Source organism: Streptococcus mitis, assembly GCF_047460035.1.
Classification (GTDB): domain Bacteria; phylum Bacillota; class Bacilli; order Lactobacillales; family Streptococcaceae; genus Streptococcus; species Streptococcus mitis_DW.
Window position 1 is genome coordinate 1 of the sequence record NZ_JASHHB010000011.1, and the last position, 22,831, is coordinate 22,831.

The window sequence follows — 22,831 nt, forward strand, 5'->3', positions numbered from 1 at the left end:
ACCTACTATAATAACTTCTTCTACTGCTTCTTCAGTAATCGTGGTTGGTTCGTTCGGTGTTAATGCACCTGTATTAGGATTCAAGATATAAGTTGTCGTAGTAGTTGTTTTACCAGCTTTACCAGGTTTTGTTACTTCACGATAATCTTTATCTTTTGTACTATCTTCTACGTAACGTGTTGTATATGGAATGGATCTTTCTACAACTGTTGGTTTCGTACCTACTATAATAACTTCTTCTACTGCTTCTTCAGTAATCGTGGTTGGTTCGTTCGGTGTTAATGCACCTGTATTAGGATTCAAGATATAAGTTGTCGTAGTAGTTGTTTTACCAGCTTTACCAGGTCTTGTTACTTCACGATAATCTTTATCTTTTGTACTATCTTCTACATAACGTGTTGTATATGGAATGGATCTTTCTACAACTGTTGGTTTCGTACCTACTTTAACCACTTTAGGTTGCATTTCACTACGTTTCTCAATAGGTTGACCATCAGTAACTTCTCCTGTTAATTCATTTACAATCTTAGGTGTTGAAGTTACAACCTTACCCGCAGTTCCATTATCGACAGTCTCATTGTCACCTACTTCCTTCGTTGGGTCTGCAACATAAGTAGTCTCAATCGGAATAGGAGTTTCAATCTCAACAGGTGATAAATTATTTTCATACTTTTGTTTATAAACATAAGTTATAATAGTTTCACCTTTTACAATCTCTGTAAGATCTTGTTTGTCTTGGTCTTTAAAGGTATAACGCTTGTTCTCAAAGTCAATATCCGTAGGATGAGTTAATGTAATTTGCTCCCCTACTGCTTTTACCTCACTTGTAACAGACGGTCGAATCTCAGCACCTTGTTCATCGACAAACTTTTGAGTAACCTTGCCTTTATGTTGAACCTCTGTATAAGTCACCAAATGATAGTCACGAGCTACACCGTTTACTGCTTTATCTGCGTCAGCTAACTCGACATTTTTACGAGCAAAAATGTAAAATATACGAGGATGAAAGTAATCTCTTTGTTTTGCTATAACTTTACTTGGAATATAATTTTTTTGGGAAATCTTATTCTCTCCCACTAAAGAAGTTTCTTGACGGTAAGTAGAATCAACACCAGTAGCCGAGCGTAGTTCAATGTCAGAAACTTTAACATCAGGTATATCCGCAGAAGTTATAACACCTTTATCTTTAAAACTTTGAACATCCAAAACCTTAGCAAACAAATCTTTAACAGGAATAACATTACCTTTCTTGTCCTTGTAAGTGTAAGTTCGAGTGTAACCAATCAAATCAGTGTGATTTTCCGCTCTTCGAGTCATATTTTTAATAATAACATGAGTTTCTATCGGTTTACTGCTGAAAATGGCGTAAACTTTAGTTTCCTCTGGTAACGTATACTCAAATTTTGCAGTTGTTTCGATACTTGCAATACCATAAGTTTTAGCAAGAACACTTTTTGAATCAGGTGTAATGGTGTAACTGTAAATTTCATTTGGTTTTAACTCCACTACATTAGCGCGATATCCTTTGTTGCTTCGATTTGTATTATAAGAGTTTGGTAGAGTTGAAAGAGTAGGCGTTTTTACAATCACTTCAGTAACGTCTGTTGTTGTTGGGTTCGCTAAAGCACTTCTCAAACCTTGAGATGTTGTTAAGTCCAGTTCCTGAGCTTTCAAATAATTGACTGTACCACTTGTTGAAGTAATTTCACTTACAGAACCCTCTTTTAAAACATCTTCATCAATATCTCTTGAATTTAATTGGGAAAGTACAGTAGCCTTAACTTTAACGTAATCAGCAGTCACATAAGTATCCTTAAACTCCTCAATCTTAGCTCTATCAGCATCAGCTTGTACTTTCTCTGCTTTTGCTGATTCTAAAGACTGAATTTCAGCGTCAACTTTTTCTTCAGCAGTTTTTCGTAACGGATTTACTTCAGAAGGAGTATTAGCTGTACCTACATTTTCAACTGGTGTTTCATTTACAGTGATACCTAGCGCTTTCACTTCTTCTACTTTTGCCTTCAACTCTGCTTCTTTTACAGCATGAGATGTACTAGTTTCAAACTCATTTTGTGAACTTTCACCTGCCGGTTGACTTAGTTGGACGCTTGTTGTTGGATTAGTAGGTTGTTCGTCAGCGCTTACAATCCCATTTAAAAATAAACTCCCTAAAGCAGTCGTTAGGATAATACCACTTAACAAACCTAACTTAGTTTTACGGAGATAGCCATGACCTTGTTCTTGTTTTACTGCTTTATGCAATAGAAACACCTACTTTCATTTATTTGTATTGTTAACATTATTACATAATTAACTAAAAAAGTAAAGGCATAAACTCAAGAATTAAATACAATAAATTTATAAAAACTTCCTAACCACTGTACTAGAATTTTCTACAATTCAAAAAACAATATCAGAACGGATTGATACTGATACGAAACAAAAAACAAAATGACTCTTTATACATCTATAGTAGGATTCAAGACAGATTATTTATTTCTTAATCGATATATAAAAGAAATCCTGATTAAACTGTCTTTAAAACTTAAGAAATCAAGGATATGATAAAAGGTATGGATATCAGTATATCTATTTTTACCATCTCAAAAGTAGATTCAGAGAATATAACTGTTCTCTTATGATGAGACTTTGGAGGCAACTATTCTGTCTTGTTTTATGAAAGAATAGCTTAACCTTTTACTTAAAATATTCATCTAAAAAAAGAGAGAACGATTTTGTTCTCTCGAAATCCTTATTTTTCATTTACTATAAGAGCAAAGTAATTATAGGTTTATTCCCACTCAACTGTTGCAGGTGGTTTACTTGTAATATCATAGACGATGCGGTTAACATGATCCACTTCGTTTACGATACGTACAGAAATCTTTTGAAGAACTTCCCAAGGAATTTTGGCAAAATCCGCAGTCATACCATCGATAGAGGTAATAGCACGGATTGCAATAGTGTAGTCGTACGTACGACCGTCACCCATAACACCGACTGAACGAACGCCTGTGTTAACTGTGAAGTATTGCCAGATATCGCGGTCAAGGCCAGCTTTAGCAATTTCCTCACGAAGAATAGCGTCTGACTCACGAACGGTTTCAAGTTTTTCTTCAGTAATTTCTCCCATGACACGGATAGCAAGTCCTGGTCCTGGGAATGGTTGGCGCCATACGATATGGTCTGGCATACCAAGCTCTGTACCAAGGGCACGAACTTCGTCTTTATAGAGAGTGTTGAGTGGTTCAATCAATTCAAACTGCATGTCTTCTGGAAGACCACCCACGTTGTGGTGTGACTTGATAGTTTGAGCTGTATCTGTACCAGACTCGATAACGTCTGTATATAAGGTACCTTGAGCAAGGAATTTCACATCTTTGAGCTTGCTTGCTTCGTCATCAAAGACATAAACAAACTCGTTACCGATGATTTTACGTTTTTGTTCAGGGTCAGAAACTCCTGCAAGTTTATCAAGGAAACGTTTAGCAGCGTCTGCTTTGACGATATTCAACCCAAACTTACCACCAAGCATTTCCATAACTTGGTCCGCTTCTCCTTTACGAAGAAGACCGTGGTCTACGAAGATACAGATCAATTGATTGCCAATAGCCTTTTGGAGAAGAACTCCAACAACTGAAGAGTCAACACCACCTGATAGACCGAGAAGGACACGTTTATCACCGACGGTTTCACGAATTTTTTGGATCTGCATATCAATGAAGTTATCCATTGACCAGTCGCCTTTAGCTTTACAGATGTTAAGAGCAAAGTTACGAAGGATATCATTTCCGTACACAGAATGACGAACTTCTGGGTGGAATTGGATACCGTAAATGTGTTTATCTGAGTTTTCGATGGCTGCGTATGGGCAGTCAGCTGATGTACCTGTACGAACAAAGTCAGCAGGAATCTCAGTAACCGCATCACCATGGCTCATCAAAACAGTCTGTTCGTCTGGTGTTGATTCAAAAAGAGCTGATGGGGTGTGAGTAAGAGTTGATTGACCGTATTCACGATTTCCAGCATCGCCTGCAGGAACAACTTTTCCTCCAAGTTTATGGGTCAACAACTGCATACCGTAACAGATTCCCAAAATAGGAATTCCGAGTTCGAAGATTTCTGGGTCAATATCGAATGAACCATCTTCGTATACAGAATTTGGACCACCTGAAAGGATAATTCCTACAGGGTTGATTTCACGAACTTCAGCAGCTGAAATTTTATGGCTTTTCAGTTCTGAAAAAACACCAATCTCACGGATACGGCGTGAAATCAGCTGGTTGTATTGGCTACCATAGTCCAATACGATGATTTTTTCTACATCTTGCAAATCAGTTGAAATGTTGCTCATCTTTTTCCTTTCTCAAAAGAAATATCTTTTTTCAATATTCTATCACAAATAAGGGCGAATTACCAACTAAACAAGGCGAAGTTTGACTTTTTCTAGTTTATTGGGGTACAATAGAGAAAAGATAGAAATGAAGTGAAAAATATGCTACCCGCTTATATGAAAATCCATGATCAGATTAAAAAGGATATTGACGAACATCGTTGGGCCATTGGCGAGAGGCTTCCCAGTGAACGAGATTTAGCAGAGCAGTTTGCAGTCAGTCGCATGACCCTTCGCCAAGCTGTATCTCTATTAGTCGAAGAAGGCGTTTTAGAGCGTCGTGTAGGAAGCGGCACCTTTGTTTCCAGTACTCGAGTACAAGAAAAGATGCGAGGGACAACCAGTTTTACTGAAATTGTTAAGTCCCAAGGTAAAGTTCCCTCTAGCCAGCTCATTTCCTACAGAAAAACCATTCCCAATGAGCAGGAAGTTGCTAAACTAGGAATTTCTCCTACCGAAAATATTATCCGAATGGAGCGGGTTCGCTATGCCGACCAAGTTCCTCTAGTTTATGAAGTTGCTTCTATTCCTGAAAAATTCATTAAGGACTTTAAAAAAGAAGAAATCACCAGTCATTTCTTCCAAACCTTGCAAAAACATGGCTACCGCATTGGCAAATCACAGCAGACCATCTATGCTCGCCTTGCTAAAGAAAAGATTGCCCACTATTTGGAAGTTGAAAAAGGACATGCTATTCTTGGTTTGACTCAGGTTTCCTACCTAGAAGATGGTACTGCTTTTGAATACGTAAAAAGTCAGTATGTAGGCGAACGTTTTGAATTTTATCTTGAAAATAATTAGATCACTATGCAAAAACTCTCTGTCACGGACAAAGAGTCTTTTTATTTTTCTAAGAGCAAATCTTTCAACGAAATCAGAGTTACTGCAATTAAAATCATTGCCATGCCAAGAAAATCAATGGGATAAAATTGTTCATTCATGATTAGGAAGGCAAAGAAAACCGCCGAAATTGGCTCAATTGAAGCCAACAAGCTTGACTTAACCGGTCCAATCAAACTGGCTCCCTTTAAGAAGGCTGTATAGGCAAAGACAGTCCCGATAAGGATAATACCCGCAAAAGCCAGGAGAAAATCAAGACTAGTTGGGATAGCAGTCTGTAGAACTCCTGTAAAAGGAAGGGCGACCAAACCTGCTATGACCATTCCCACACCAATGACCAAGCTACTCCCCCACTTCTTAATCAAGGCTATGGGCAAAATGATATAAAGTGCGTAAGTCAGAGCAGAAAAGAGACCCCAGAACAGGCCTGCAGGTGTCATGGATAACTGGTCCAACTGCCCATGAGTTGCAATCAGGAAGGTCCCTCCAATGGCTAATATGATTGAAATAATCTCTCCCAGTGTCGGTGCCACCTTATCTTTGATACAGCTATAAATCAAAATCCCAACAGGACAAACATACTGAAGCACCGTCGCGGTTCCTGCATTGGTTTCCTGAATAGCAGTTAGATAGGCGAATTGATTGAGGAAGAGGCCAATTAGAGCAAAAATAAGAAGAGACAGCAAACTCTTTCTATCCTTTAAAAAGGCCAGCATTCTATCCTTTGCAGTAGCATAAGCCAAGACCATGAGAATCCCACCGGCGATTAAAAGTCGTAAGTTAGTTAAAACCAGAGACGAAATTCCATGTGCCATCAGGTATTGGCCACTCGTTCCTGACAAGCCCCAAGCAATCCCAGCCACAACTGTTAATAGAGTCCCTTTTAAACTGTTTGACATGTCTCTCCTTACTCTTCTTTGCGAATCAAGTCCATCACTTGATTGCGGTCTATAATCCATTGAGCTCTCTCATCCTTTTCATAGGTACGATTCGATAGGAAAATGACCGCTTCTTGCTTCTGACGATTCCACATGATAAAGGTACCTGTATAGCCCGTATGGTCTAGCCAATCTCCTTCCAAATTCCATGCTAAAGAACGTTCCTTGTCATCCAAAGTAGAAAAATTTTGACTCAAATCTCTTGCAAAATCATCTGCTAAATAGTGTTCTAAAAAAATTTGTAAATCCTTTACAGTCGAAAACAAACCAGCACTACCAGCATGTCTGCCTAGGAGGCGAGCCTTGGGATCATGTACCAGACCTGCCTCTACACCTCTAACTGTTGGAACAGCAAGTTCAACAGGACCAAACTGGGTTTCCGTCATTCTCCAAGGATTCCACACTTGTTCTTGTAAAATCACATCCAAGTCTTGATTAAAGATTCTTTCCAAGATAAAACCTAACAGCAAAAAATGGACATCCGAATAAAGAAAGGCTGACTGACTTCGTCTGTTGAGATGAAACATCGCGTCCTTTAATTCTGAGGCTGCTAAAAGATCCCTATTGGGAATAAAAGGATCAAGATCTGTAGAGTGGGTTAAGAGCTGGCGAATAGTGATGTCTGGATAATCACTCTCAGCTAAAAAATCTGTTACCGGTCTGTCAATATCTAATTGACCTTTTTCCCACAAAAAGGTAAAAACCGTACCAACCCCAACAACCTTGCTGACACTGGCTAGATCGTAAACTAGTCCTGCCTCTGTCTGCAAGCCTTGCTCTGGGTCACTCTGTCCTAAATAGACCTCCGTCCATTGATGGTCCTTAAAATACGCAAAAGAGGCCCCGGGATAGATCCCTGCCTCGATTTGTTCTTCTATTATTTTAATAATCTTGGTCCACTTCATACTTCTTCAAACCACAATTCAACATTATTTCTATCTTTACCAAGGAAGAATTTTTCAGACTTAGGAATAAAATATTCGGTAGACTCAAACTTCTGGCGAAGACTCGCTATATCTAGTTCATTGACCAAGAACTTGAGCATAGATAAGTCCCAAGTAACCGTATTGTCTACAGTCAAATCCTGCCCCTGAGCTGGAATAAAATCAAGGGATTCCCCAATTTCAGATAGTTCCAAGACACTATCTACATCCGTTGGGAGGTGTAATTCCATAGAAATCTCAAATTTACTTAAAGAAATTGACTCCAGATCTGTTTGAAATTCAGGTTTTTCTCCTACTTCGACTAGACTTTCTCTATCATTTTCTGCATGGATCAAAACCAAATCATCTTCTGGAGAGTAAATTTCAAAAGCGTAGCCGTTTTGACCTTTATATAATTGATGAATCGAATCTGTTTTAGATAAGAGTCCTTCAATTTCTAAGGGATTTTCCACCTTGACAATCAATCTAGCTAGTTTTTTTCTTCCCTCTACCTTACGAGTGCGCATACTTGGAGCTTCTTCTAAAACCAGCTTTTCTAGACCTGTTTGATCACCTAGTGACAGAAAGGCTGACTCTTCTAACAAGGCCTTCATGCCAAGGGTTTCTATATAAAATGTTTCATTTAATTTTCTATTATTAACTTTTAAAGTAGGAATAATCCGTACAATCTGATTTACATTCATAAACTCCTCCAACTCTTTTATTTTAAAGGATTTTAGAATTTTTTACAAGAAATTATGCTCAGATTTACCTTTTTTTCGTAAAATTTCATCTAAAAAACCGAGGATTTCCTCGGTTTCAATTTCTTATAGGTAAAGGAATTTGAAGATAGCTACTGCCGCAATTGCTGCTGCAATCGGTGCTACTACTGGTACCCAAGAGTACCACCATTTTGAATCGCCTTTGTGCTCACCAAGAACTGATTTTGGAAGGAAAGCATGAAGGAGACGTGGCCCCAAGTCACGGGCTGGGTTCAAGGCAGGTCCTGTAGGTCCACCAAGTGATGTTACCAAGGCCATAACAAGGAATCCAAGTGCCAAGTGAGCTACTGAAAGTCCTGAAGCAGTATGTGGTGCTACTTGGGCTTTGATTGCTAAATCAGAAAAGTCAACATTTTGACCTGCTTGACTAGCCATTTGTTTCATATATTGAAGCACTTCAGAACCAAAGAAGTTTTTAGTCATTCCAAGGGCTGCAAAGAAAAGAACAAATGATCCAACAAACTCATTTACAAAACCATTAACAGTTGCTGCAAAATGTGATTCTTTTGTACCATTATCCAAACTTGAAATTGTTGAGAAAGTACCCAAAATGTTGTTTGGATTTTCAGTTTTCAAGTAGTATGGGCGGTGTGTTGCCACAACCAAGGCTTGACCAAAGATAGCACCCAAAACTTGTGCAAGGATATAAGGCGCTACTTGCGCCCAAGGGAAGAGACCGCTGATTGCAAGTCCAAGAGTGAAGGCTGGGTTGATGTGGTTACCTGATACGTTACCAAACATCAAAGCTGGAATCATAACCCCCATACCGTAACCAACAGCTATAACGAGCCAGCCACTTTGGTGACCTTTCGTACCTTTAAGTTCAACGTTAGCAACTGCACCATTACCAAGAATGATCAAAATAGCAGTTCCCAAAAATTCAGTGGCATATTTAATTGCCCATGTGAAATCCATTTGATAGATTCTCCTTAAAATTTTTTAGACAATCCTTATTCTATCAATTTTTATATCTTTTAGCAACTACTTTTCCGAAAGATTATATAAGAAAGCGATTTTATTTCTTATAAAAAACAAAAGGATTAAGGGAGTGAATTTCCTTAATCCGAGAGTCTCTTAAGCCTGACGCTGACCAAAGTCCTTAATCATCTGCTCCATTTCTTGTCGACTAGGAGTTGTCAGCATATAAAGGTAATCTCCTTGAAGTTCCGCAAAGGCTGCTGGCATGATTTTTTTAACCTTGAACTGCTGACTATATTTGGCAAGTAAGTCCTCCTCAGAATAAACATAGTGAGCATTTGCACGGCGAGAAGTAGCCAAACAATACTGAGATTCAAATTCTGACACTGGGAACTCTTCTCCTGCGACAATAGCTGCATAGCCACGATAGAGGTCCAAGGAATGAGCAAAGTTATAAACATCAATGGTAAAACCACCTGCAGGGCGGTTATTGTACTCAATGGCGATGTAATCATCCCCTTCACGGAAGAACTCGATATGGAAGAAACGTTCTTTCATACCAAATTCTTTGACAATTGCCTCACCATATTTACGTAATTTGGGATCCATATCCTTAAGAACATAGTAGGAATTGTCCATCTTGTAAATCATGAGATCAAGCGGTGTATAGGCGTAGTCAAAAGTTGTTGAAAAGACAATCTTTCCATCCTTGTCCACTAGACCATCAAAAGTGCAAATTTCGCTAGAGGTGACAAATTTCTCAAAGAAATAAACAGTTGAATGATCCCACTCAGACTTGAAGTGATTGATATCGTCTTCTGTTTCAAGCTTAAAGGTTGCGGCTGCTCCCACTCCATTATCAGGTTTGGCAATCATTGGAAGACCAATTTCTTTCACTGCTTGATCAACATCTGCTTCCGTCTTGATAACAGCTCCAGGTACCACAGGGACACCTGCTTTTTTGAAAAGTTTCTTCATTTCAGACTTATATTTAGTCTTTTTGAGATCCTCTGGTTTGGCACCAAAGACATTGAATTGTTCTCTGAGTGCTGCGTCCAGCTCTAGCCAATATTCATTGTGGGACTCGATACGGTCAATTGGGCCATGTTTATAAAATAGAAAAGCAACTGCACGTTTGACTTCATCTATGTTCTCAAGGTTATCTACACGGAAATACTCGGTCAGGCTATTGCGTAAAGGTTCATCCAATTGCTCGTAAGGTTCTTGGCCAATTCCCAAGACTGTGATGCCTTTATTAGCTAGTTCAATGGTAAACTGTTGAAAGTTTTGCGGATAGTAGGGAGAAATAACAAGGTAATTCATAGGTAACTCCTTTTATAAATAGAGATTGCCAAGGAAATAAGGCATTTGTTTGCGCCACCATTCCCAGTCGTGGGCGACATCGTGTCCCCATTCAGCAAACCAGGCTGGAATTTGTTTCTGGTCAAAGGCTTCTTTGAGCTTATAGAAAGATGGTAGACCGTCTTGTTCCCAGGCACCAAGACCCGTACACAGCACAATCTCTGCCTGACGATAACGGTCAATAAACCAGCCGTCGTTCTGGTTCCAGATATAATCTACTGGCGAGTTTTGGTAAATGGCATCGTCATTGTAGTAATCGCCGACAAAGAAACGTGCATCGTAAACACCACTAAGAGCAATCACCTTTGTAAAAACATCTGGATGTTGGAGAAAAAAATTGACTGCATGGTAGGCGCCCATCGAGCAACCTGTCGTCATCATACCATCAAACCAACCTGTCTTGTGCTTGATAAAAGGAATGGCCTCCTCAATCACATAGCGTTCATAGGCACGGTGCATCTCTGCTTGGTCGTGACCATTTTTCCAAGTGGCCAACCAGCTCTCACTATCTACACTGGATAGGGTAAAGAACTGGACACGGCCTTCCTCGATAAAGGAAGCACAGGCATCAATCATGCCAAAATCATAGTATTCGTTGTGACTACCACCTGATGAAGCAAAGACCACAACTGGAATCCCAGCATGTCCATAACGATTAAGGTACATTTCACGGTTAAGATTACCACTCCAGTGGCTAAGGTTTTCAATATGCATTGGCTTTCTCCTTTTCTAACTTACCATTTCTCAGCAAAAAATCTCAGACAGTCTGGTAAATTCTCCGACCAAGGGATTTCACTATGGATGGCACCAGACTGAACTTTCAAGACAAGATTATCTAAGTGTATCCCACCTGCTATCAAATCATAGTAATAGCGAAGAGACGAATCGATATAGGCTTGTTTGATATTACCAGCCATCAGGGTCTTGTCCGTATCATCTGCTTCTTCTGTTCCTACATAGATGAAGATACGCTGGTCAGGCGACAGTTTCTGGCGCTCGATATAGCGGTTAAAAGCTTCTTGGTGGAGCCAGTTAGCAGATGAAAAAACACCTAGACAACCAATTTGGTCTTGGTATTCCAAACCGATAAATTGGGTAATATTGCCTCCTAGTGAGGAACCAATCATAGCCGTATGCTGGCGGTCAGCTTTGGTACGGTAGGTCTCATCGATAAAAGGCTTGACCACCTCCATCACAAACTCGGCATACTCCACACCCTTGCCGCCAAATTGCTGCCCTGGAATAGGAGATTCTTGGAACTTCCAAGCTGCATACTCATTCATCCGCCCCATACCATCATTATCAATAGCAACGACAATCATGCGACTGATATCAGGATTACGCTTAATAGCTGGGATAATCTTCCACGAGTGACCAATGAAAGATTCTTTACTATAAAAGACATTTTGCCCGTCATGAAAGTAAACAACAGGATAAGAACGATCCGTGTCTTTCTCATAATTTTTAGGAAGAAGAACACGTACACGGCGCTCCTTACCAGTGTAAGGAACCTTGAGTTTGTGTTCTTTCATTTTTAAATAAAAGTAGGATTGATTCATTGTCAGAAAACTCTCTATATTCAAAATTTTATTTTATTATATCACATTTATAGAAAAAAAGTTAGTTTTGCTTCCGTTTTTGGAATTAAAAACTAACTTTTTCATTTATTTTTTCTAAATTCTTCTGGATTTTCTGATTAGAGAAGATTGTCAATCAAGTCATCCACTTCATCTTTTTCAGCCTGCGGTGTAATCTCAGTAATCATGATTCCAGCCACAGCTCGCTCAACTAAACCTTCAACATCCATACGCGCTTCGTACTGCTCCGCATTCTTAATCTTAGGATTTGTTTTTGGACGATCTGGCGCAAAAATCGTACAGCAGTCTTCAAAGGGCTGGATTGAAATATCAAATGTATCGATTTCTTGTGCAATATCAATGATTTCCAACTTATCCATTGTCACAACTGGACGGATGATGGGAGTGTTGGTAACTGCATTGATAGCCTGCATGCTCTCCAAGGTCTGGCTTGCTACTTGACCAAGACTTTCGCCATTGATGATAACTAAACCATTTCGTACCTCACGAATACGATCTGTAATCCGCATCATAAAGCGACGAGTTAGAGTCATCAAATAAGCTTCTGGCGCTTTAGCCTTGATTTCTTCTTGAATCTCAGTAAAAGGCACTTCGATAAACTGGATATTTCCCCCAAACTTGGTCAATTTACGAGTCAAATCCTGCGCTTTTTTAAGAGCACCAGGACTCGTGTAAGGTGGGCTGGCAAAATGAACCGCCTCGATATCTACCCCACGCTTAAGAGCTAGATAACCTGCAACGGGTGAATCAATACCTCCTGACAACATGAGCATCCCCTTACCAGAGGTACCCACTGGCAAACCACCTGCTCCACGAATGGTTTCATAGGAAAGATAAGCAGCTTCCTCACGAATCTCCACCTGAAGAGTGATATCAGGATTTTTCATCTGGGCTTGAATAGTAGGAATTACGTCGAAAACAGCACCACCAAGGGTTTGGTTAAGTTGACGACTGTCCAATTCAAAGCTATGGTCGCTTCGTCTACTAGAGATTTTAAAGGTCATGCCTTCCTTGTAGATATCCTGCATAATCTCTTGGACAGCAGCCTTAAGCGTTGCAACAGATTTTTCGACCTTATAAACAGGAGAAAAGTTTTGAATCCCGAAGACTTGTTTGAGTGATTCTGCAACTGCTGTGTAATCGGCTCCATTCAGGTAAACGTGGGCACGGTCGCGATCAGCGGTTACCTTAACTTGGGAATAGATGGACAAAACGTCCGAAATGTTATTGCGAAGTTTATTGATGAAACGCATACGATTTTTACCCTTGGTTGACAACTCTCCGTAGCGAATCATAATTTCTGAATACTGCATGAATGCTCCTATCTTACTTTTCTAGTTTGATTGTAAATTAATTTTAACTTGGTCAAAAACTGCTCGACCTGACTCATATCATTTTCAAGGTCTAGGCTTAAACGCACAGCTGACTGGGCCTTATCTTTATCTACTCCCATGGCAATCAGAGTTCCTGCAGGTTTCCCAGCCTTGGACGAACAAGCAGAGGTCGTTGAGATGAAAATATCATAGTCTTCAAAGGCGTGAACGATGACTTCACCACGAACACCCTTGATTCCAAAAGTCAGGATATGAGGTGCAAAGTCTTCCTCATCTGAAAAGACAAAAATATCTGGATAGTCCAGAAGGGCTTGACGAATCACTGTCTTCATCTGTCCAGTCTTACTAGTAAAGATATCTAGCTTTTCCATAGATAAACGGAGAGCCTTGGCTGTCGCTGCAATTCCTGCCACATTTTCAGTTGTTGAACGATAATCACGCTCCTGACCACCACCAGTCAACAGAGGCGTAATCTTCTTGCCAGACTTGATATAGACAAATCCAACACCTCGAACTCCGTGAAACTTGTGACTAGAGAAAGTCGCAAAATCCACTCGTTCTGTCAGATACTTTTCAGTCGGAATCTTGGCAAGTGCCTGAACCGCATCAACGTGGAAGGAAATAGTCGGCTTGTCTGCTAACAATTCTGAAATAGCTTGAATAGGTTGAATCGAGCCAATTTCATTGTTCACAGCCATGACGGAAACGAGGGTCGTATCAGGTCTTATCAAATCTGCTAGTGCCTCAACATCCACAAATCCTTTGTTATCAACTGGAGCAAAATCCACTTCAAAACCTTGAGATTTCAACCAAAGGGCTGACTCTTCGACTGCCGGATGTTCAATGGCTGATACAATGATGTGCTTTCCAAACTGAGCCTTTTCAAAGGCCACACCCTTGATAACCCAGTTATCTCCTTCTGTTCCACCAGAGGTAAAGAAGATTTCATCGCTTTTCTTACCGATAAAATCTGCAATCTGTTGGCGAGAAGCATCTAAGATTCGTGTTGCCTGGTCTCCCAAACGATGGAGACTAGATGGATTTCCTAAAATTTTTGAAGCGACCTGCATATAAGTTTCAAGGGCTTCAGGATGAGGCTTGGTCGTCGCCGAATTATCAAAGTAAATCATGTTTTCTCACGCTTTCTAAAATCACTCCTTCTATTGTATCATGAAACGGAGCTTGCGACAAGAAAGGGCAATTCCTCTTTTTTTAAGATTTTTTTAAAGAAATGAGGTATAATAAATTTTAATTAAAGGAGAGAATGTATGTCTAATTATCGTAGAACTTCAAAACCAAAAACAGAACACATCAAAAAAGGCTTTACAGTCTTTCAAAAAACCGTTGCGACTATCGGTAGTATCCTTGGCTTGATTACCGCTAGTATCACTATCATGAACGCCTTGGATAATAACAAAAATACTAAAAAAGAACCTACGACAACCCAGACGACAACAATTGTCAAAGAAATTCAAAAGGAATCCCCTCAGGAAAACACCAGCCCTAATAAGGAAAATAATACTAGTCAAGAAAAAACACAACAAGAAGAAACGCCAAAATCTAGCGTCAAGGAAGAGAAAAAAGAAGAGCAGAAAACATCAACTCAGGATTCTTCTACTCCTACTCCAAGTAAACCTGCTACTGAAAATGAAAAACAGCCCAATACTTCAACTTCAGAAAATAAAAGCAATCAATAGCCAGTAAAATAGCTCCTTCCAAACTTGGAAAGAAGCTATTTTTTTATTGTTGTAAAACTTTTCTTGGTTTGGTACCCTCAGCTGGACCAATGACACCTGCCATCTCAAGTTCTTCCATGAGGCGAGTCGCACGGTTAAATCCAACTGACAAACGACGCTGAATCATGGATGCGCTGGCTTTCTGTGTCTCGATAACCAAAGCCTTGGCTTCCTCAAAAAGCGGATCTCCACCAGTTTCACCATCTGAAAATTCACCTTCATTTTCAGAAACCTCACCTGGATCAAAACTCTCATCGTAGTCCGCATCTGCCTGAGCCTTAATGAAGTTTACGATGCGTTCAACATCATCATCCGAGATAAAGGATCCTTGCAGACGAACTGGATGATTTTCATCAATCGGTTTAAAGAGCATGTCTCCTCGACCAAGTAGTTTCTCAGCTCCATTTTCATCTAAAATAGTGCGAGAGTCTGTTCCTGACGAAACTGCAAAAGCCACTCGAGATGGAACATTGGCCTTGATCAGACCAGAAATGACATCAACAGATGGACGCTGGGTTGCAAGAATCATGTGGATACCTGCAGCACGCGCCTTCTGTCCAAGACGAATGATGGCATCTTCCACTTCCTTACTGGCCACCATCATAAGGTCAGCCAACTCATCCACAATTACAACAATGAGTGGTAGCGGAACCTGCTTGTACTCAGACTGGGCATTGAACTCTTCTACCTTGGCATTAAAACCTGCAATATTCCGAACTCCCACCTTGGCAAAGAGTTCATAACGATTTTCCATTTCATCCACAACCTTTTGCAGAGCCTTGCTGGCCTTACGTGGATTGGTCACAACTGGAATCAAGAGGTGGGGAATATCATTGTAAACAGACAACTCAACCATCTTGGGATCGACCATCATAAATTTAACTTGGTCAGGTCTCGCCTTCATGAGGATGCTAGCGATAATGCCGTTAACAGCTACTGACTTCCCTGAACCCGTTGAACCTGCGACGAGCAAGTGAGGCATTTTAGAAAGGTCAAAAGCTCTTGCGGTTCCATTAACAGCCTTCCCTAAAGGAATTTCCAAGAGATTTTCTGCTTTCGTTTGAGATTGTTCCCATAGTTCTCGGAAAGAAACTGTCGCAATCTCAGAGTTAGGTACTTCAATTCCCACTAAAGATTTCCCTGGGATAGGTGCTTCGATTCGGACATCCTTGGCCGCCAAGGCTAGAGCGAGGTCATCTGCTAGATTGGAAATGCGGTTGACCCTTACACCAACGGCCGGCTTGACTTCATACTTGGTCACTGATGGTCCAATTTCAGCCCGTTCAACTGTTACCTTGATACCAAAACTAGCAAAAGTTTCTTCTAGGATTTTGATGTTTTCTCGAACAATCTTCTTCTCTTTCGACTGGTCTTTTGGTTTATCTGGGGCAAAGAGTTGTAAGCTTGGAAGTTTGTACTCAAGAGCCTCCTTGGCTGAAAAATCGACCTGAACATCTTCATCATCAGAGCCATCTTCCTGTTCAGCGAATTCAAGTTCAGCTTGAGGCAAGATGATTTCTGGTTCCACCCACTCTTCTTCTGGAACAGGAGGAACGTCAAGCACAACATCATCAGTCAGAATTTCACCTGTTTCCATATCAATAGGAGGCAAATCGAGTAAGGCTTTTTCAGCCTCTTCTTGTTCTAATCTAGCCTCTTCCTCAGCCTTTTGGCGAGCTTTTTCTTCTTGTTTAACAAAGCGTTCCTCTTTTCGACGCTCATGCCCTTCTCGCCATTTGGCAAATCCTCTACTGAAGAATTCAGCAATATCGTAAACAGACCAAGGACTGATTAGGAGAGCGCCTGCTAAAATCAAGATAGAACCAATAAAGTAAGTGCCGATATTTGAGAAGAGAAAGGCTGTTGGCACATAGAGTCCAACACCAATCAAGCCTCCACCAGCAAAACTGGTCGTTCGAAAACCAGTTAAATCCGTCACAACCTGAGCCATGGTTCCTTTTAGAACGGACTTGTCCAAACCATATTTCCAAACCAAGTAAGCCTCGAAAATCAAGAGCAAACCAGCAAATATGGTTAAAAAGCCTGATAGGAGTCCTTCCTGTTTTCGTATCCACTTGAAAAAGAAGAGGTAGAGCAGGATACCAAATATTGCCAGATAAGCTAGGCTACCCACCAGCAAGCGAATTAAATTGTAAAGAGTTATACCCGCAGCCCCTAATTTGAAGGCTGCGAAAATCAATAAAATCGCGATTCCCAACGAAATCAACATTCGTTGAATCGCTTCTTTTCTTTCGAGTTCTGCTTTAGACGGTCTCCGTCTTGTTTTACTTGTATTCTTGTTTGCCATTCTTCTATTATACCATATTTCACAGGCATTTCGGAAAGAGAAAAAGACTGCACCAAACGGTCCAATCTTTTCATTTTCTATCTAAGTTTTATGCTTGTGGTTTGCGTAGGTAACCATAGACCACACCACTTACGATTGCTCCTACCAAGACTGAAACGAGGTAAAGAAGAGCATTTGAAGTAAGCGCGATAACGAAGATTCCTCCGTGTGGTGCCATGAGTTTGATACCAGTAAGACCAACGAGGCCTCCTGCTACTGCTGAACCAAGGATGAAGCTTGGGATCGCACGAGCTGGATCAGCGGCACCAAATGGAATCGCTCCCTCAGTGATAAATGACAAGCCCATGATGATGTTGGTCAAACCAGAGTTGCGTTCTTCCTTAGTAAATTTGTCTTTAAAGAGAAGAGTTGCGACAAAGATGGCAAGTGGTGGCACCATTCCTCCAGCCATAACTGCTGCCATAGCCACAGAACCACCTGAAGAAACAGTTGCTGCAAGCGTACCTGTACCAAAGACATAAGCCGCTTTATTGACTGGTCCACCCATATCGACAGCCATCATTCCTCCAAGAACGATACCAAGAAGGACAGCTGAACCTCCTCCAAGACCGCCTAGGAAGTCATTCATAGCAGTGTTGATTGCTGCCATTGGGATGTTAACAGCTAGCATAACAAATCCAGTCAAGATTGTTCCAAGAAGTGGTAAGAGAAGAATTGATTTAGCACCTTCAAGTGAACGAGGAACTTTAACGTATTTCTTGATAGCAAGAACCAAAGCACCTGCGATAAATCCACCAACAAGGGCACCTAGGAAACCAGATGAGACACCTGCAAGAGTTGAAGTTGCTTCACCACCTGCAGCATAAGGAATTTTACCAAAGGCAAAACCTTCTTTGGCAATAGCACCAGCCACGAAACCTGCTACCAAACCTGGTTTTTCAGCGATAGAGTAGGCTACATAACCTGCAAAGACTGGGAGCATCAAGCCAAAGGCTGCACCACCAATTTTCATGAACATAGAAGCTAACTCATGGTAGGAACCAAGATTACCAAGGTTTTCATTTGGAACACCCAAAGCACCGTCAATCAAGAAGGCAAGGGCAATCATGATACCACCACCGATAACGAATGGTAACATTTGAGATACACCACTCATCAAGTGTTTGTAGAAGGCACCACCAAGGCTTTGTTTTTCGTTAGAGGCTGTTGCAGCTTTTGCACCATTAGCGGCACGGTAGACTTCAGCATCTCCTGAAAGAGCTAAGTTAATTAACTCTTCTGTCTTACGGATACCGTCAGCAACTGGACGATTGATCAATGGTTTGCCATCGAAACGATCCATTTCTACAGCCTTGTCTGCTGCGATGATAACAGCTTTAGCCTTGCGGATGTCCTCAGCAGTTAGTTGGTTACCAACACCGCTAGCTCCGTTTGTTTCAACCTTAATACCAACCCCCATTTCAGCAGCCACTTTTTGAAGGGCTTCTTGGGCCATATAAGTGTGGGCAATACCTGTTGTACAAGCTGTAACAGCTACAATAAAATCACCAGATTCATTGACAGGTGCTTGAACTGGCTCCTCAGCTTTTTCTGAAGCTTGGTCAAAAAGTTCGATAACTTGGTCAGCTGATATTGCTTGACGAAGTTTGTCAGCAAAACCGTCTTTCATCAAGTATTGAGACAATTCTGCCAAGGCTGCCAAGTGGGTGTCATTGGCACCTTCTGGAGCTGCAATCATGAAGAATAAATCAGTTGCTTGTCCATCCAAGCTCTCATAGTCAACACCCTTATTTGACTTAGCAAAGAGAACTGTCGCTTCTTTGACAGCAGCGTTTTTGCTGTGAGGCATTGCGATTCCGTCACCCAAACCAGTAGAGGTCAGAGCTTCACGCGCCAAAATTCCTTCTTTAAATGTTTCAAAATCTGTCACATAACCGTGGTCTGTCAAACTTTTAATCATCTCGTCGATGACAGCTGTTTTTTCAGTTGCCTGCAAATCCAGCAACATGACATCTTTTCTCAATAGGTCTTGAATTTTCATCGTTTTTCTACCTCAACTTTTTCATATGTTTCTTTAATAAATTCTGCTGTTGCCAAGTCATCCGAGAAGGTAGTTGCCGTTCCACAAGCAACTCCCCATTTGAAGGCTTCTACTGCGTCTTTTGATTTGACAAATTCACCTGTAAATCCAGCAACCATAGAGTCACCAGCTCCAACTGAATTTTTGACTGTTCCCTTGATAGGTTTTGCGAAGTAAGCTCCCTCAGATGTGACAAGAAGAGCACCGTCACCAGCCATAGAAATAATGACGTTTTGAGCACCTTTAGCCAGTAACTCACGAGCGTATTTCTCAATTTCATCTAAACTTTCGAGTTTCACTCCAAAAATCGCTCCAAGTTCATGATTGTTTGGTTTGACCAAAAGTGGCTGGTAGTCCAAACTATCAATCAAGGTCTGTCCTTCAAAATCACAAACGACTTGCGCACCAGTCTTGCGTGTCAAGGCAATCAAATCCTTGTAGATGACATTGCCTAGATTCTTAGCACTTGAACCAGCAAAGACAACTGTATCTTCTGCAGTCAAACTAGATAAAATAGCTTTCAATTCTTCTAGCTGAGCTGGTTCCACATTTGGACCAGTCCCGTTGATTTCTGTCTCTTGGTCTGCTTTGATTTTAACATTGATACGAGTATCTTCTGCCACTTGGACAAAACGTGTCTCGATTTCTTCCTCTGCCAGAGTATCTGTGATAAATTCACCAGTAAAACCTCCGATAAATCCAGTCGCTGTATTTGGAATACCCAAGCGTTTCAAGACACGACTGACATTGATTCCTTTCCCACCAGCAAACTTATCATCACTGTCCATTCGATTGACACTACCGACTTGAACTTGATCCAAACGAACGATATAGTCAATGGATGGATTGAGTGTGACTGTATAAATCATACTTCTATTACCTCCGTTTTCTCCTTAATAGCCTGCAAGAGCTCATGCCCTTGACTTGTGATAACAATAGCTCGTTTGAGTGGTGCTACCTTGGCAAAGCAAGTTTGTCCAATTTTAGACGAATCCACCAAGACATAGGTCTGTTTGGCATTTTCTAAAATAGCACGCTTCACAGCTCCCTCTTCCATATCAGGAGTCGTATAATAACCATCGTCCACACCATTCATCCCGATAAAGGCACGGTCAAAGTGCAATTGGTTAATCTGGTTAAGAGCAACGCCCCCGATACTAGCATCTGTCGCCATCTTGACACTTCCTCCAACCATGACAGTTGGAATCTGCTTTTCAACCAACTGAGCGGCATGGTGAATCGAATTTGTCACAACAGTAATATTCTTATTAACCAATTCATGAATCAAAAAAGCAGTTGTTGTTCCAGCATCGATAAAGATGACATCTTGTTCCTTGATGAGAGAGGCTGCCTTCTGAGCCAGCAACTTCTTTTCTTGAAGGTTTTTGACAGATTTTTCTTGAATGGTTTCTTCTTCCTGCAAGGAATGGGGAAATTCTGCTCCACCATGCACGCGACGAAGCTTGTTTTCCGCTTCCAACTCATCCAAATCTCTTCGAACCGTTGATTCTGACGTTTCTAACAAACTAACTAATTTTTCTAGAGAAACTACATGATGTTGATTTAACTCCTCTAAAATCAGTTGCTTCCGCTCTGTTTTTAACACTGAATCACCTCCTGTTATCGTTTACACTATTCATTCTATCACACTTTCTTTCAAAGTCAAGCGCTTTTTGTCATTTTCTTTCAAAATCTATCATTTTTCTTATTTCCAAAATTTTTATTGCAAGATAAGAGCCTTTATGGTAGACTATTTGAGTAAGTATTGGAAGATTACTCAAGAGGCTTAAGAGGCCGTGTTGGAAACGCGGTAGGCGTGTAACAGCGTGCGTGGGTTCGAATCCCATGTCTTCCGTTTATTTTAAAAAAGATACCCAAGAAATCTTGGGTATCTTTTTTCTTATATGCTTGTTTTATAACTCGGGTGAATTTCTTAGAAAATATCAAATAACAATTTCACATTGAGAATTGTTAAGATAATGGAAACGATATAGCCAAGGATGGTATTCCATTTGGCATTGGTAAATTCTCCCATCAGTGATTTCTTAGAAGTTAGATAAATCAGTGGGAAGATTGAAAATGGAAGAGCAATCGAAAGAAAGACTTGTGAATAAACCAATAACTGATCTAATGTTTTTTCCTGATGACCAAACAGAACCGCTACAATCATGACAGGCAACAAGGCAAAGAGACGAGTTGCCAAACGAATGAACCATTGAGGTAATCTCATATGCAAGAAACCTTCCATAACGATTTGTCCAGTCAAGGTACCCGTAATTGTCGAATTTTGACCACTGGCTAATAAAGCCAAGGCAAACAAGGTTGATAAGGTCGAGCTAGCTATAGCTCCTGCAATAGTAGAATCCTGCAAGGCATTATACATTTGAGAGAAGGCAGAAATCTCAGATGCATGGCCGAAAAAGAGAGCCGCCCCGAGAATTAATAGAAGGGAGTTAACCACAAAGGCCAAGGATAATTGGAGATTTGAATCCCAGGTCATAAAGCGCACGGCTTTTCGAACATCATTCTTGTCCTTGTGATTGATTTTCCGAGTTTGTGACAAGGAAGAATGCAAATAGAGGTTATGGGGCATAACCGTTGCTCCCACGATCCCTAGTGCCAAGGTTAATTGACTTTCATGCCCTGGCAAGGGACTTTCAAATAAGGTTGCATTCGGTAGATAACCCTCAACGATTCCTTGGAAGCTTGGATGTGACAAAGCTACCAGATAGGTAAAAATTGCTAGAATGGTTAAAATCAGTGTTGTCACAATAGCTTCAATCTTCTTAAAGCCAAATTTCATCAGAAGCAATAAGAGAAAAACATCCAACACGGTCAAGAGAATTGCTATCATAATCGGAATCTTAAAGAGAAGATTGAGAGCAATCGCTGAACCTAGAACTTCTGCCAGATCTGTCGCCATCAAGGCTAATTCTAAAATCACCCATAGACTATAACGAAGCCATTTAGGTGAATGATGAGCCGTTGCTTGAGCCAGGTCCATCTGGGTTACAATACCAAGCTTTCCTGCCATCTGCTGAAGTTGCATGGCAATGAGAGATGAAATCAAGATAACAAACAAGAGACTATACTTATAGGAAGCACCACCGACTACACTGGTAATCCAGTTTCCTGGATCCATATAACCAACTGCGACAAGAGCACCCGGACCTAAAAAGGCATTTAAATTTTGCCAGAAATGATTGTTATTTGGAGTATCGATAGATTGATTAATCTCAGAGAGTGACACTTTTTTATGAGAAGACATAGATACTTACCTCTTTCTAAACCTACTTTTTCATTATTTTCTATTAGAGAAAAATAAGATTGACTTTAAACTATTAAAACAATGAAAACTATATGAAAAACATTTAGTTTTTTCATTATTTTTCTTAAGGCACCTTAATATTTTTCTTAAGGCACCTTAATATTTTTCTTAAGGCACCTTAATATTTTTCTTAAGGCACCTTAATTATAACACAAAAATGAAAACTATATGAAAAACATTTAGTTTTTTCATTATTTTTCTTAAGGCACCTTAATTATAACAGAAAATATGATAAAAACTTAAGAAAATTCAGGACTTGATTTAATATTTAGGATACAACAAAATGTTGTA

18 protein-coding genes and 1 tRNA gene are annotated in these 22,831 nt (G+C 40.4%); 3 read left to right on the top strand and 16 right to left on the bottom strand.

The window, feature by feature from the left end; genetic code table 11:
• Together QM956_RS09150 and guaA are read right to left on the bottom strand one after the other, a co-directional pair.
• The coding region (locus QM956_RS09150; protein WP_414302451.1) for a G5 domain-containing protein at positions 1-2,271 on the bottom strand (2,271 nt) is incomplete at its 3' end.
• Between the two features lie 520 nt (positions 2,272-2,791).
• Positions 2,792-4,354 (bottom strand): glutamine-hydrolyzing GMP synthase, encoded by a 1,563-nt coding sequence (gene guaA, locus QM956_RS09155; RefSeq protein WP_084929606.1) that lies wholly within the window; start codon positions 4,352-4,354, stop codon positions 2,792-2,794.
• Between the two features lie 141 nt (positions 4,355-4,495).
• Here guaA and QM956_RS09160 point away from each other — a divergent pair, with 141 nt between their 5' ends.
• A complete protein-coding gene (locus tag QM956_RS09160; protein ID WP_000936191.1) occupies positions 4,496-5,194 on the top strand; it encodes a GntR family transcriptional regulator in 699 nt (232 codons plus the stop codon).
• A 41-nt stretch (positions 5,195-5,235) separates the two neighbouring features.
• Here QM956_RS09160 and QM956_RS09165 read toward each other — a convergent pair whose 3' ends face one another.
• The 9 genes from QM956_RS09165 to QM956_RS09205 form a co-directional block, all read right to left on the bottom strand.
• Positions 5,236-6,132 carry a DMT family transporter gene (locus tag QM956_RS09165; protein ID WP_414302452.1) on the bottom strand — a complete coding sequence of 299 codons (897 nt, stop codon included), beginning with the start codon at positions 6,130-6,132 and terminating at the stop codon, positions 5,236-5,238.
• A gap of 8 nt (positions 6,133-6,140) precedes the next feature.
• Complete coding sequence (locus QM956_RS09170; RefSeq protein WP_414302453.1) at positions 6,141-7,076, bottom strand: serine hydrolase domain-containing protein; 936 nt, start codon at positions 7,074-7,076, stop codon at positions 6,141-6,143.
• Positions 7,073-7,798 carry a CppA family protein gene (locus QM956_RS09175; RefSeq protein WP_261022747.1) on the bottom strand — a complete coding sequence of 242 codons (726 nt, stop codon included), beginning with the start codon at positions 7,796-7,798 and terminating at the stop codon, positions 7,073-7,075. The genes QM956_RS09170 and QM956_RS09175 overlap by 4 nt, the downstream gene beginning before the upstream one ends.
• A 123-nt stretch (positions 7,799-7,921) precedes the next feature.
• Positions 7,922-8,791: an aquaglyceroporin Gla gene (gene gla, locus QM956_RS09180; protein WP_261020696.1), complete on the bottom strand. Its 870-nt coding sequence runs from the start codon at positions 8,789-8,791 to the stop codon at positions 7,922-7,924.
• Between the two features lie 159 nt (positions 8,792-8,950).
• Positions 8,951-10,117, bottom strand: coding sequence for an ATP-grasp domain-containing protein (locus QM956_RS09185; protein ID WP_261020697.1), 1,167 nt, complete (start codon positions 10,115-10,117; stop codon positions 8,951-8,953).
• A gap of 12 nt (positions 10,118-10,129) precedes the next feature.
• Positions 10,130-10,870: an esterase family protein gene (locus QM956_RS09190; RefSeq protein WP_000546817.1), complete on the bottom strand. Its 741-nt coding sequence runs from the start codon at positions 10,868-10,870 to the stop codon at positions 10,130-10,132.
• A 20-nt stretch (positions 10,871-10,890) separates the two neighbouring features.
• Positions 10,891-11,715, bottom strand: a complete 825-nt coding sequence (locus QM956_RS09195; protein WP_261020698.1) for an alpha/beta hydrolase — start codon at positions 11,713-11,715, stop codon at positions 10,891-10,893.
• 137 nt (positions 11,716-11,852) lie between these two features.
• Complete coding sequence (gene thiI / locus QM956_RS09200) at positions 11,853-13,067, bottom strand: tRNA uracil 4-sulfurtransferase ThiI (protein ID WP_261020699.1); 1,215 nt, start codon at positions 13,065-13,067, stop codon at positions 11,853-11,855.
• Positions 13,068-13,075: 8 nt separating this feature from the next.
• On the bottom strand, positions 13,076-14,218 hold the full coding sequence (locus QM956_RS09205) for a cysteine desulfurase family protein (RefSeq protein WP_414302454.1): 1,143 nt from the start codon (positions 14,216-14,218) through the stop codon (positions 13,076-13,078).
• 138 nt (positions 14,219-14,356) lie between these two features.
• Here QM956_RS09205 and QM956_RS09210 point away from each other — a divergent pair, with 138 nt between their 5' ends.
• On the top strand, positions 14,357-14,785 hold the full coding sequence (locus tag QM956_RS09210) for a DUF6556 family protein (protein WP_261020701.1): 429 nt from the start codon (positions 14,357-14,359) through the stop codon (positions 14,783-14,785).
• A 43-nt stretch (positions 14,786-14,828) separates the two neighbouring features.
• On the opposite strand, the gene QM956_RS09215 is transcribed toward QM956_RS09210, so the two are convergent.
• The 4 genes from QM956_RS09215 to QM956_RS09230 form a co-directional block, all read right to left on the bottom strand.
• Positions 14,829-17,132 carry a DNA translocase FtsK gene (locus QM956_RS09215; RefSeq protein ID WP_414302455.1) on the bottom strand — a complete coding sequence of 768 codons (2,304 nt, stop codon included), beginning with the start codon at positions 17,130-17,132 and terminating at the stop codon, positions 14,829-14,831.
• A gap of 88 nt (positions 17,133-17,220) precedes the next feature.
• Complete coding sequence (locus QM956_RS09220) at positions 17,221-19,173, bottom strand: fructose-specific PTS transporter subunit EIIC (protein ID WP_261020702.1); 1,953 nt, start codon at positions 19,171-19,173, stop codon at positions 17,221-17,223.
• Positions 19,170-20,081, bottom strand: a complete 912-nt coding sequence (gene pfkB / locus QM956_RS09225) for a 1-phosphofructokinase (RefSeq protein ID WP_000640810.1) — start codon at positions 20,079-20,081, stop codon at positions 19,170-19,172. The genes QM956_RS09220 and pfkB overlap by 4 nt, the downstream gene beginning before the upstream one ends.
• Positions 20,078-20,818 (bottom strand): DeoR/GlpR family DNA-binding transcription regulator, encoded by a 741-nt coding sequence (locus QM956_RS09230; protein ID WP_414302456.1) that lies wholly within the window; start codon positions 20,816-20,818, stop codon positions 20,078-20,080. Before QM956_RS09230 ends, pfkB begins: the two co-directional genes overlap by 4 nt.
• A gap of 161 nt (positions 20,819-20,979) precedes the next feature.
• On the opposite strand from QM956_RS09230, the gene QM956_RS09235 reads away from it, so the two are divergent.
• Positions 20,980-21,067 (top strand) — tRNA-Ser (locus tag QM956_RS09235).
• 78 nt (positions 21,068-21,145) lie between these two features.
• On the opposite strand, the gene QM956_RS09240 is transcribed toward QM956_RS09235, so the two are convergent.
• Complete coding sequence (locus QM956_RS09240; RefSeq protein WP_000094601.1) at positions 21,146-22,480, bottom strand: Nramp family divalent metal transporter; 1,335 nt, start codon at positions 22,478-22,480, stop codon at positions 21,146-21,148.
• Between the last annotated feature and the right edge of the window lie 351 nt (positions 22,481-22,831).